Source organism: Pseudomonas sp. C9, from assembly GCF_002000165.1.
Taxonomy (GTDB): domain Bacteria; phylum Pseudomonadota; class Gammaproteobacteria; order Pseudomonadales; family Pseudomonadaceae; genus Aquipseudomonas.
Window position 1 is genome coordinate 5,708,754 of the sequence record NZ_MPAK01000001.1, and the last position, 12,224, is coordinate 5,720,977.

General features: G+C 59.2%; 8 protein-coding genes. 4 read left to right on the forward strand and 4 right to left on the reverse strand.

What is annotated here, in order from left to right; all coding sequences use genetic code 11:
- Nucleotides 1-23: 23 nt before the first annotated feature.
- From BMS17_RS26625 to BMS17_RS26635, 3 genes are read left to right on the forward strand one after another with little or no spacing between them, the layout of a single operon-like run.
- A complete protein-coding gene (locus BMS17_RS26625) occupies nucleotides 24-2,159 on the forward strand; it encodes an FUSC family protein (protein ID WP_077432136.1) in 2,136 nt (711 codons plus the stop codon).
- On the forward strand, nucleotides 2,149-2,349 hold the full coding sequence (locus BMS17_RS26630; protein ID WP_046033144.1) for a DUF1656 domain-containing protein: 201 nt from the start codon (nucleotides 2,149-2,151) through the stop codon (nucleotides 2,347-2,349). Before BMS17_RS26625 ends, BMS17_RS26630 begins: the two co-directional genes overlap by 11 nt.
- Nucleotides 2,350-2,353: 4 nt before the next feature.
- Nucleotides 2,354-3,319, forward strand: a complete 966-nt coding sequence (locus BMS17_RS26635; RefSeq protein ID WP_077432137.1) for an HlyD family secretion protein — start codon at nucleotides 2,354-2,356, stop codon at nucleotides 3,317-3,319.
- 91 nt (nucleotides 3,320-3,410) lie between these two features.
- On the opposite strand, the gene BMS17_RS26640 is transcribed toward BMS17_RS26635, so the two are convergent.
- The 4 genes from BMS17_RS26640 to BMS17_RS26655 all read right to left on the reverse strand — a co-directional run bounded on the left by BMS17_RS26640 (nucleotide 3,411) and on the right by BMS17_RS26655 (nucleotide 10,501).
- Nucleotides 3,411-4,832: an efflux transporter outer membrane subunit gene (locus BMS17_RS26640; RefSeq protein ID WP_077432138.1), complete on the reverse strand. Its 1,422-nt coding sequence runs from the start codon at nucleotides 4,830-4,832 to the stop codon at nucleotides 3,411-3,413.
- Nucleotides 4,829-8,008, reverse strand: coding sequence for an efflux RND transporter permease subunit (locus BMS17_RS26645; protein WP_046033147.1), 3,180 nt, complete (start codon nucleotides 8,006-8,008; stop codon nucleotides 4,829-4,831). The genes BMS17_RS26640 and BMS17_RS26645 overlap by 4 nt, the downstream gene beginning before the upstream one ends.
- Before the next feature lie 15 nt (nucleotides 8,009-8,023).
- Entirely contained in the window at nucleotides 8,024-9,277 is a 1,254-nt protein-coding gene (mexE, locus tag BMS17_RS26650; RefSeq protein ID WP_077432139.1) for a multidrug efflux RND transporter periplasmic adaptor subunit MexE, read from the reverse strand.
- Nucleotides 9,278-9,583: 306 nt separating this feature from the next.
- The gene (locus tag BMS17_RS26655) at nucleotides 9,584-10,501 is read right to left on the reverse strand and encodes a LysR family transcriptional regulator (protein ID WP_046033149.1); all 918 of its coding nucleotides are present in this window, start codon (nucleotides 10,499-10,501) and stop codon (nucleotides 9,584-9,586) included.
- Nucleotides 10,502-10,769: 268 nt separating this feature from the next.
- Here BMS17_RS26655 and BMS17_RS26660 point away from each other — a divergent pair, with 268 nt between their 5' ends.
- A complete protein-coding gene (locus tag BMS17_RS26660) occupies nucleotides 10,770-11,792 on the forward strand; it encodes a zinc-dependent alcohol dehydrogenase family protein (protein WP_046033150.1) in 1,023 nt (340 codons plus the stop codon).
- Nucleotides 11,793-12,224: the final 432 nt, after the last annotated feature.

Genomic DNA, 12,224 nt, shown 5'->3' on the forward strand with positions numbered 1-12,224 from the left:
GAGATGACTCGACGAGTGTTCCCATGCAACCGCTGCTCCAATACTTCAAGGCAATGCTCAATCCCGGGCAAGCGGTGCTGCTGTTTGCCTTGAGAACCATCGCGGCCGGGTTGTTGACCCTGTACCTGGCGTTCCTGTTCGACCTCGACCAACCCAAGTGGTCGATCATGGCGGTGGTCATCGTCAGCCAGCCGCTGGGCGGCATGGCACTGGCCCGCAGTTTCGGCCAGGTCATCGGCACCACAATGGGCGCTGCGGTGGCCGTCCTGATCATGGCGATCTTTCCCCAGGCGCCGCTGCCTTTCATCATTACCCTGGCCCTGTGGCTGGCGCTGTGCACCGCCGGTGGCACCTTGTTGCGCTACACCAGCTCCCAGGCGTTTGTACTCAGTGGTTACACCGCTGTGGTGGTGGCGCTGTTGGCCATACCGGATCAGGACGGCACCTTTCTGCTGGCGATTACCCGTGTTACCGAGACGCTGCTGGCGGTGGCGTGCGTCTGCGTCGTCAGCCTGTTGACCGCGCGACCGGAGGCCGTAGCCCGGAGTTATTTCACCAAGATCGATCAAGTGATCAAATTACTGGCGACACACGCCGCAGCGGCGATTCGAACCGAAGAATCCGAAGCTGATTTCCACCGCCGGCAAATGCAGTTATTAGGCGAAATCAGCGCCCTGGAGGGATTGCGCCGGCACCTTTATTTCGACGCCCCCCGACTGCGTAGCGCCGATGGCCTGGTGCAACTGCTGGGAAACCAATTAGTGTTGCTTACCTCCCGGCTGACGGCCCTGCGTCACCAGCGTCAACTGCTGGCTGAGCGCTGGAAAGGTGATTTGCCCGAAGAAATACAGCGTTTGCGCGCCGAAGAACTTGCATTTCTTGATGAGCTGGCCCTCAAGGGACGCTCGCTTGCGCCCGATGATCGCCATCATTTTTCGGCATTGCAGCAGCGATTTGATGATCAGGCCTACAAGGCTGAACAACTGACTGAAGCCATGCCGGCGACGCTGCGCTCATTGGCGTGGGCGCTGCGCTGGGAGCAGGCGCGGATGCTGCAGCAACTGGAGCAGATTCTGGAGTTGAGCGACGCCATTCAGGAGGAGCGCCAGGCCAGTTGCGTGTTCCGCGGGCAGGAAAACCCGTTGCATCTGGATTACACCCTGGCAGCGATGAACGCGACCCGGGCATTTACCGCGTTGCTGGTCGCCGGGCTGATCTGGATCGAGACCGGTTGGGACGGTACGCGGGGCGCGATGATCCTGGTGGGGATCCTTTGCTCCCTGATGGCAACGTTCCCCAGGCCGCTCCTGGCGGCGCAAAGCTATGCAAGGGGGCTGGGCCTGGCGTTGGTGGTGTCGGCGCTCTATCAATTCATGCTGATACCCATGATCAGTGATTTCCAGCTATTGGCATTGCTGTTGGTACCGTTGTTGTATGCCGTCGCGGTGGGGCTTGCCACGCCTGCCACCACCGGGACAGGCATCGGTCTTGGGCTGACGACATTTCTGTTGTTTGGACCGCAAAACGTCGGGATAGGCCAGAACAGTGCGATCCAGTGGTTCGAGTTTGCCGGCGCATACATCAGCGCAACCGTCCTGGCCTTGAGCGTCTTCGCGTTGATTTTTCCGTTTAGGCCTGACTTACGGATTCGTCGGCTGTTCAAGGGGAATTGCGAGCAGGTCCACGCCTTGATGAAAACATCGGCCGCCGACGAACATCAATTTGCCTTCGAAAGCCGTATGGTCGATCGATTGACCATGATGTTGGGATTATTGCCGGCCACCAGCGACAAGTCTTCCGGGGAACTGTTTCAGGTCAGTCTCGGGTGCATGGCTTTGGGCGTTGCACTGAACCAACTCCGGCAGCAGGGGCAGGGCAACACGTTGTTGAGTTCGGAGCAACAGCAACGGTTGCTGACTGCGGTGCGCGATTGCGGAAGGTGGGTTGCCGGGCGGCCGGGGATAGACCTCAACCGGCTACTGGGGGATTTGCACACCTTGGGCGACGAGATGGACGATCTGCATCTGGTGGTTCACGAACAGCTGTGGTCGGTGTTCCGAATGCGCGTGGCACTGCTGATCGTCGAGTCGTTCATCCAGCGATATCGCGAGTACTTCCAACCTGTGGACACAGTAGGAGCGCCAGCCCTTGCCCATTGATTTTGAACTGGGTGGCGTGTATTTGCCGCCTATCGCTCAGGCACTGCTGTTGGCGCTGCCGATATTTCTGGCGCTGGATTGGGGCTTGCGTCGCCTCGGCGTGCTGCGTTTCGTCTGGCATGAAGCGTTGTTCGAGGGCGCGCTGTATGTCTGCGTATGCGCAACGTTGATTTTGTTGATGGGAGCCTGATGCCTTGAAGAAAAACCTCGCCCGATTCGCAACACTGGCTGTTGTACTGTTGGCCTTTCTACTTGGCTGGTTTGCCTGGCAGCATTACACCCGAGCCCCCTGGACCCGGGATGCACGGGTTCGTGCTGATGTGGTGACCTTGTCTGCCGACGTGTCAGGGCGCATCGTCAAGTTGGCCGTTCAAGACAACCAGCATGTTGAAAAAGGCCAGTTGCTGCTGGAAATCGACCCGGCTCGCTACACCCTCGCGGTGGAGCATGCCAAACGGTCTGTGGAAGTAGCGAAGGCTTCGCTGGGGCAATCACAGGCGACGATTTCCGCCAGCGAGTCGCTGCTCAGGCAGCGGCAGAGTGAGGAGCGTCGGCGCCGTACGCTAAAGGACCGCTCGGCGATCTCAGGGGAGGAGTGGGAAAAAGCCAACACCGACGTATCCGTGGCCGAGGCCGATCTACTGCGTAACCAGGCCAATCTGATTTTGGCCCAGGCTAACGTGCAACTGGCGATCGCGGCGTCGACTCAGTCTGAACTGGACTTGCAACGCACCCGGGTCGAATCGCCCGTCACGGGCTATGTCACCAACCTGCTGACCCGTCAGGGCGACTATGCGTCTGCTGGCAGCCCATTGCTGGCGCTGGTGGACAGCAATTCGTTTTATGTCAGCGGTTATTTTGAAGAGACCAAATTGCCACGGATCGGGCTGGGCGACCGGGTCAACATCGAGTTGATGAGCGGCGAAGCCTTTGGTGGCACAGTGCAAAGCATTGCTTTCGCCATCGCCGACCGGGAAAACCTGCCCGGCGGGCGCTTGCTGGCCAACATTAACCCCAGTTACACCTGGGTCAAACTGGCGCAACGGGTGCCAGTGCGAATTGAGATTGACGCCGACTATCCCGGTAAAAACCTCCTGCGCGCGGGGACGACGGCCACGGTGAGCGTTCTGGAAAACCGCGAAGCCCGGGATCATCAGTAATCCTTGAAGCAAAAAAAAGCCCTGCGACCGAATGAGGCGCAGGGCTAAAAAAATGGTTGATTGTGACCAACCAAAGAAGCTCTTCAAAAGCTTACTTGCTGGCGACCGTCTCGGGTTGCCAGCCACCGCCAAGGGCTTTGTAAATCGCGACAATGCCGCGATACAGATCGGTTTCGGCAAGGGCCTGGGAGTCTTCGGCCGCCAGTCGCTCGCGTTGGGCATCCAGCAGGACGAGGAAGTCGGTACCGCCTTCGCGGTAGCGAATTTCGGCCAGGTCGGCGGCGGCACGGCTCGATTCGCTTTGACGAATCAGTGAGATCAACCGCTGCTGAAGTTTGCCGTAATCGCTGAACGCATTTTCCGACTCTTCCAGCGCCAACAGCACTTGCTGCTCGTAAGTCGCCAGCGCGCCTTCGGCATCCGCATCGGCACCGCGCAAACGGGCCTTCACACTGCCCAGGTCAAACGCGGCCCAGGTGATGCTTGGGCCCAGCGCCCAGGCGTTGGCCGCCGAGGAACCGATTTGCGACCCGCGCCCGGCGGTAAAGCCGAGGAAACCGCTGAGGCTGACCCGGGGGAACAAATCAGCCTTGGCCACGCCGATGCGGGCGGTGGCAGACGCCAGTTTGCGCTCGGCGCTCAGGATGTCCGGGCGACGTTGCAGCAGTTCACCCGGATCACCAATCGGCAGCGCTTTGGCAATGGCCGGCAAATCTTTCGGGCTCAGGTCGACTGTCAGCTTTTCCGGACGCTCACCCAGCAGGGTGGCGATGCGGTTTTTCTGGCGAACCTGTTCGGCCTGCAGTTGCGGCACGCTGGCTTCGACGGACGCCAAACGTGCGTCGGCACGCTCCACGTCGAGCTGATCGCCGACGCCGGCATCACGCAGGCTGATGGTGATTTTGCGCGACTCTTGCTGGTTTTCCAGGTTGGCCAAGGCGATCTTTTCACGCAATTGCGCACCGCGCAGTCGACCGTAGGAATCCACCAGTTCGGCAATCATGGTGACTTGCAGTTGGTACAAATCGGCTTCGAACGCCTGTTGTTCCGCGTTGGCGGATTCCAGGTTGCGCTGGATCCGGCCAAACAGGTCGATCTCCCACGCCATGTCCAGGCCAAGGTCGTAGCGCTCACTGTTAACCCGGTCAGTGGTTTGGCCCGGGATTTGCCCCTTGCCCAGGTCACTGCTGACTCGGCTGGTGATGGTCGGCATCGCGTTGTTGCTGACATCATCGCGAATCGCCCGAGCCGCTTTCCAGCGTGCGAACGCCACGCGCAAATCCCGGTTGCCTTGAAGTGATTGTGTGACCAACTGGTTCAGGGTCGGGTCCTCGAACTGCTGCCACCAAATGCCTTCGAAGTGCGAGCGGTCGAAGTTTTTCTGACCGGCAGCACCATCGGTGGCGGCGGTGATGTTGGCCGGCTCCGTGGCTGGGGTCTTATAGTCCGGGCCGACCGCACAAGCACTCAGGGCCAGTGCCAGCAGGCTCGGCAGGAAAGCTTTAAAACTCATTGATGCGACTCCAGTTTCAGGGCCTTGGCCGCTTTGCGCGCTTCACCGCGTTCCACAAAGTTGCGAATCAATACGTAGAACACAGGCGTCAGCAACAGACCGAAGAAGGTCACCCCGAGCATCCCGGAGAACACCGCCACACCCATGGCGTGACGCATTTCGGCACCGGCACCGCTGGAGAACACCAGCGGCACAACACCCATGATGAACGCGAAGGAGGTCATCAGGATCGGACGCAGACGCAGACGGCAAGCTTCCAGCACCGCCGCGAGCGGGTTGAGGCCTTCCAGCTGTTTGTCCTTGGCAAACTCGACGATCAGAATCGCGTTCTTACAGGCCAGCCCCACCAGTACGATCAAGCCGATCTGGGTGAAGATGTTGTTGTCGCCGCCCGACGCGATCACACCGGTAATGGCCGACAGCAACGTCATTGGTACGATCAGGATCACCGCCAGTGGCAGGCTCCAGCTTTCGTACTGCGCCGCGAGCACCAGGAACGCCAGCAATACGCAGAGCGGGAACACGAACAGCGCAGTGTTGCCGGACAGAATCTGCTGGTAGGTCAGGTCGGTCCATTCGTAGGTCATGCCGTTTGGAAGTTCTTCCTTGAGCAGTTTCTCGATGGCTTTTTCCGCCTGGCCGGAGCTGTAGCCGGGGGCTGCCGCACCGTTGATTTCAGCGGTGATGAAGCCGTTGTAGTGCATCACGCGGTCTGGGCCCGAGGTGTCGCTGACCTTGATGAAGGTCGCCAGCGGGATCATCTCGCCTTTGTTGTTACGCACTTTCAGCTGGCCGATCTGGTCGGATTCGAGGCGGAACTGTTGCTCAGCCTGAACGTTGACCTGATAGGTACGACCGAAACGGTTGAAGTCGTTGGCATACAGCGAACCCAGGTAGATCTGCAGGGTGTCGAAGATGTCACTGACGGCGACGCCGTGGGTCTTGGCTTTTTCGCGGTCGATGGCAGCATCGACCTGGGGTACGTTCACGGTGTAGCTGGTGAACAGGCCGGCCAGTTCCGGCACGTTGTGGCTTTTGTTGATGATGTTCATGGTTTCTTTGTACAGCTCTTCGTAGCCCAGGTTGCCCCGGTCTTCGATTTGCAGGCGGAAACCACCGATGGTGCCCAGGCCTTGTACTGGTGGCGGCGGGAAGATCGCCATGTAGGCTTCTTGAATCCCGGCGAACTGACCGTTCAAGGCTCCGGCGATTGCACCCGCGGACATGCTCGGGTCTTTGCGCTCGTCGAAAGGTTTCAGGGTCACGAACACGATGCCGGCGTTAGGACTGTTGGTGAAGCCGTTGATCGACAGGCCCGGGAAGGCCACCGCACTTTCCACGCCAGGCTGTTTCAGGGCCAGGTCGGACATGCGCTTGATCACGTCTTCGGTACGGTCCAGGCTCGAGGCATCCGGTAGTTGAGCGAAGGCCACCAGGTATTGCTTGTCCTGGCCGGGTACGAAACCGGTCGGGGTGTTGGCGAAACCGAAGAAGGTCAACACCATCAGGCCCGCGTACAACAGCAGGGCGATGCCGCTGCTGCGGATAACCCGGCCCACCGTGCCGACGTAACCATGGCTGGCCTTCTCGAAGAAGCGATTGAACGGACGGAACAACCAGCCACCGAAGATCTTGTCGAGGACCTTGGAGAAACGGTCTTTCGGCGCGTCATGACTTTTCAGCAAGACGGCAGCCAGTGCTGGCGACAGGGTCAGCGAGTTGAACGCCGAGATCACGGTCGAGATCGCAATGGTCAAGGCGAATTGCTTGTAGAACTGGCCAGTGAGGCCCGAAATGAACGCGGCCGGGATAAACACAGCACACAGCACCAGCGCCGTGGCAATGATCGGACCGGTCACTTCACGCATGGCACGCTTGGTTGCTTCGACCGGCGTCAGTCCGAGTTCGATATTTCGCTCGACGTTCTCCACCACCACGATCGCATCGTCCACCACGATACCGATGGCCAGTACCAGGCCGAACAGCGACAGAGCGTTCAACGAGAAGCCGAACAGGTGCATGACGGCAAACGTACCAATCAGCGAAACCGGCACCGCTACCAACGGGATGATCGAGGCGCGCCAGGTTTGCAGGAACAGGATCACCACCAGTACCACGAGGATCAGCGCTTCGAAGAGGGTATGAACCACCGCTTCGATGGAACCGCGCACGAAGATCGTCGGGTCATAGACGATGCTGAAATCCATGCCTTCAGGGAAGTTCTTCTTCAGCTCGGCCATTTTTGCCCGAACTTCATTGGAAATTTCGATGGCGTTGGAGCCTGGACGCTGGAAGATCGGGATCGCCACGGCCGGTTGGTTGTTCAGCAAGGAACGCAGGGCGTATTGACTGGAACCCAGTTCGACGCGAGCAATGTCTTTGAGGCGAGTGATTTCACCGTTATCGCCGGAGCGAATGATGATGTTCTCGAACTCTTCCTCAGAAACCAGGCGACCTTGAGTGTTGACCGACAACTGGAAGGCGGTGGCATTCGGCGCAGGCGGCGCGCCCAGTGCACCGGCGGCCACTTGGCGGTTCTGTTCACGAATCGCGCTCACCACGTCGGTTGCCGTCAGGTTGCGCGAGGCGGTCTTGTTCGGATCGAGCCAGACCCGCAGCGAGTAATCGCCCATACCGAACAATTGCACGTCACCGACACCCCCCAGGCGCGCCAGCTCATCCTTGATGTTGAGCAGGGCGTAGTTGGAGAGGTAGAGCATGTCGTAGCGTTTGTCCGGCGAGGTCAAGTGCACAACCATCGTCAGGTCGGGCGAAGCCTTGTCGACGGTGATACCGATGCGCGTCACTTCTTCTGGAAGTTTGGGCTCGGTGCGGGTTACGCGGTTCTGCACCTGCACTTGCGCGTTGTCCAGGTCAGTGCCCAGCGCGAAGGTGATGGTGAGGGTGATTTTGCCATCGGCGGTGGACTGCGAGGACATGTACAGCATGTTCTCGACGCCGGTAATGGCTTGCTCCAACGGAGCGGCCACGGTTTCACCAATGACTTTAGGGTTGGCGCCCGGGAAGTTGGCACGGACCACAACGGTGGGCGGCACGACTTCCGGGTATTCGCTGATCGGCAACTGGAACAGCGAGATGGCGCCGGCGATCAGGATCAGCAGCGACAGCACCGCTGCGAAGATCGGCCGTGAAATGAAGAATTGAGAAAAATTCATCGGAGTTTTTGTCCCTTAACCGCGTGGGGTCGCAGCAGCCAGTTTCACAACCGAACCCGGCGCGACCTTGGCAGGTGCGACTTGGGGCAGGTTGCTGGCTTCCAGCGCTTGTCGTTGTTGAGCCAGGGCGGCGATGGTTTGTTCGCTGGCCATCGGGATCACTTCAGGGGTCACCGGTGAGCCCGGACGAACCCGTTGCAGGCCCTTGACGATGACCGTGTCGTCCTTGTTCAGACCGCTACGCACGATGCGCAAACCTTCGATCTTCGGACCCAGTTCGATGGCGCGGTAGGCCGTTTTGTTGTCGGCATCCATCACCAGCACAAACTTTTTACCCAAGTCGGTACCCACTGCTTCGTCATTGATCAGCACGGCGGAATACGTGCCGCTGCCCACCAGTTTCAGGCGCGCATAAAGGCCCGGGGTGTAGCTGCCGTCGGTGTTGTCGAATACAGCGCGACCGCGGATGGTCCCGGTTTTCGGGTTGACCTGGTTGTCGATGAAGTTCATCACGCCCTGATGCGGGTTGCCGTCTTCGTTGGACAGGCCCATGTAAACCGGGGTGGTGGCGCCGCGTTTGCCTTGGCGGGCAAGCTGGGTGTACTTGAGGAATACGCGCTCGTCTGCGTCGAAGTAGGCGTAGACCTTATCGGTGGACACGACGCTGGTCAGCGGTGTGGTATCGGCGGTCACCAGGTTGCCGGCGGTGATTTCGGCACGGCTGACACGACCACTGATCGGGGCGGTGACGCGGGTGAAACTCAGGTTCAGTTTGGCCAGGTCCAGTTGCGCCTGAAGGGCACCGACGGCGGCGCGGGCTTCTTGAGCGGCACTGGTACGCGAATCGGCCAGTTCGGCAGAGATCGCGTTGCTGGTGCGCAGGCGTTCACCGCGCTGGGCTTCGTTTTCACTGCGAGTCGCATTGGCGCGGGATTGGGCGACCAGGGCTTCGAGGCGGCGGACCTCAGCCTGGAACGGACGCGGGTCGATCTGGAACAGCAAGTCGCCTTTCTTGACCAGTGCGCCTTCAGTGAACGCCACTTCATCAATCTGCCCGGAGACTCGTGGGCGAATTTCTACCGTTTCCGGGGCTTCCAGGCGCCCGGTAAATTCGTCCCACTCGTTGATCGGTTGTTCCAGCACCTTGGCGACACTGACTTTGGCCGCGGGCATGGTGGCGGCAGACTCCGGAGCCTTGCCGCAAGCGCTCATCACCACCACGGCCAGCAGGGCCAACGGGAAGCGCAAATGTTTGAGTGACTGTTCCATGGATGCATCCGCCAATGTATTGAGATGGGCGGATGATGAGCGGCGAGGGTGTATCTCACGAATCGAATGAAGCGAAGGTAACTATCATTCGGAATGATATGAGGCTCGGGCGAGCTCTCTAGCTTGCACCTTGCGTTGGTGAGCTATCAACGGGCTTGATGGAAATTCTGTGTTGCTGGAAAAGCATCAATCAGTCTTGAAACCGAGGTGAGGCTATCGCGGGCAAGCCTGGCTCCTACATATCGTGCAATGGCCCTGTAGGAGCAAGGCTTGCCTGCGATAGCGTCGGCGACATTCATACGTATGTCACGCCAGGCTGTCCGGATCCCCAAAAAACATCTGAATCCGTGAACGCAACCAGCGCTCGCCCGGATCATTGTCCTGCGACCCGCGCCAGGCCATGTGCAATTCAAAACTGCGCACCGGCAGCGGCGGATCTTCAGCCCGAACACCACCGGCAGCCGTCAGCGCGTCGGCCGTGTAGTCGGGCACTGTCGCGACGATATCCGTCCCGCTCAGCAGCGTGCTCAGGCCGTTGAACTGCGGCACCGCGAGTACGACATGCCGTTTGCGCCCGAGCTTTTCCAGTTCTTCATCTATAAAGCCGCTCAGGTCGCCAGCGAACGACACCAGCGCATGCGGTCGTGCACAGAAATCATCCAGGCTCAACGGCCCCGGCACTGTGTCGGCCCGCAACAGCTTCGGCATGCTGCGACGTAGTACTTTGCGCTTGGCGTTGGCCGGCAGGTCGGCGGTGTAGCTGACGCCAATGGAGATCTCGCCCGAGGCCAGCAGGCTTGGCATCAGAATGTAATTGGCCCGGCGCACCACCAGGACGATGCCCGGTGCTTCGGCCCGCAGGCGCTTGAGCAGCATCGGCAGCAGGGCGAACTCGACATCGTCCGAAAGGCCGATGCGAAACACCGCGGTGCTGGTGGCCGGGTCGAATTCCGCCGCACGACTGACCGCGGTGGAAATCGAATCCAGTGCAGGGGAGAGCAGGGCGAAAATTTCTACCGCCCGGGCGGACGGCTCCATGCTGCGACCGGTGCGCACGAACAACGGATCATCGAACAGCCCACGCAGGCGCGAGAGCGCCGCACTGATGGCCGGCTGGCCGAGAAACAGTTTCTCTGCAGCGCGGGTTACGCTGCGTTCGTGCATCAATGTTTCGAAAACGATCAACAGGTTCAGGTCGACACGACGCAGGTCATTACGATTCATCTGGAGTCCTGGCAGAGTCATCAAGCTTGACGAGAGCGGCCATATGAGAACAATGGCCGGCATGAATCTTACGGGGAAAGGCTGCTACTCTGCACCGTGTAATTCAGTTTTTCCCGAAAGGCCGCTTCGATTTTCACGACATTTGACAATGTCGCCGGTGCTGCGGAATCAATGACAGGCATGTCGACTATTAATAGCCACTGATAGTCTTGGGTAGAAAGCCCGGATAGAGTTCATGGCATTAGAGGTTACTTTGACGAGGTTTGCGATGTCCCGCACGATCCGTTTTCACAAGTTTGGTCCAGCCGAGGTGCTCAAATGCGAAGAGCATGCGGCAGTGCTTCCTGCTCCGGGCGAAGTGCAGGTGCGCGTCGAGGCGATTGGCATCAGCTGGTATGACACGCTTTGGCGCCAGAATCTGGCCTCGTCCCACGCTCGTCTGCCTTCGGGCCTGGGCCAGGAAATGTCCGGCGTCGTTACGGCGCTCGGCGAGGGCGTGGATGACCTGGCAGTGGGTGACAAGGTCGCTAGCTTCCCGTCGCAAAGCCCGAACGATTATCCGGTGTACGGCGAGCAAATTGTTCTGCCTCGCTCGGCGCTGACCCGCTATCCCGATGTGCTGAACCCGATCGAAGCGGCCGTGCATTACACGCCGTTGCTGATTGCTTACTTTGCTTACGTCGATCTGTCACGCGTCAAGCCCGGGCAATTCGTCCTGGTGACCGACGCCAGCCATTGTGCCGGACCTTCGTTCGTCCAGCTTGGCAAGGCCTTGGGTGTACGCGTGATTGCTGCCACCAAAACGGCGGATGAACGTGAGTACCTGTTGTCGCTCGGTGCCGAGAAAGTGATCGTCACCGAAGAAGAAGATCTGCTCATGCGGATCAACAAAATCACGGACAACCGCGGTGTGGATGTGGTGTTCGATGGTTTGGGCGGTCCGCAGATGTCGCTGCTCGGTGATGTGCTCGCACCGCGTGGAAGCCTGGTGTTGTATGGCCTGCAGGGGGGCAACCAGACGCCGTTCCCGGCCTGTGCAGCGTTCCAGAAGAACATTCAGTTCTTTGTGCACTGTATCGGCAATTTCACCGGCAAGCCGGAACTGGGCATCATCCAGGACCAGGTCGCGCTGCAACGTGCCTTGCGTGACATCAACCAGTTGACCGCGGACCGCGTGCTGCTGCCGCTCAAGACTCGGGTCTTTCCGTTTTCCGAGTTTGTCGAAGCACATCGCTACATGGACGAATGCCCGTGCCGCGAGCGGGTGGCCCTCCAGGTCGAGCCTGTGTAACTCCCCGTTAAAAAGTCCGTGCTTGCACGGACTTTTTCATTCCCTTGTCGAAAGCACGAGGCGTCCTGTCAATCCATGACGGGGCCGTTCAGCAACTGAACTGGTTTTTGCCCTCAATCTGTATCTTCTAATCATCATATAAGCCTTGATAATTGAATGATTACTTTCATCTCAAGGAATGAGCTATGGCTGTTTATCGGGGCTCCGTAATACACGCTCAACAATTAGTGTGTTTTCGAAAAGTTGAGGAAGTGAGCAGGGTAACTTCTTTCTTTATTTGTCGTACTACCTGTCTGTGGGAAGTTGTCGGATATTTCCTAGGATGTCTCGTGCCCTCGCCAGAGGCCCGCCCTGCATGGGCTGAAGGCTCTCGGCGGCACGGCGCATCATTGGTTGCGCCTAATCATTTCAAATAATGACTAAAAACCAAGT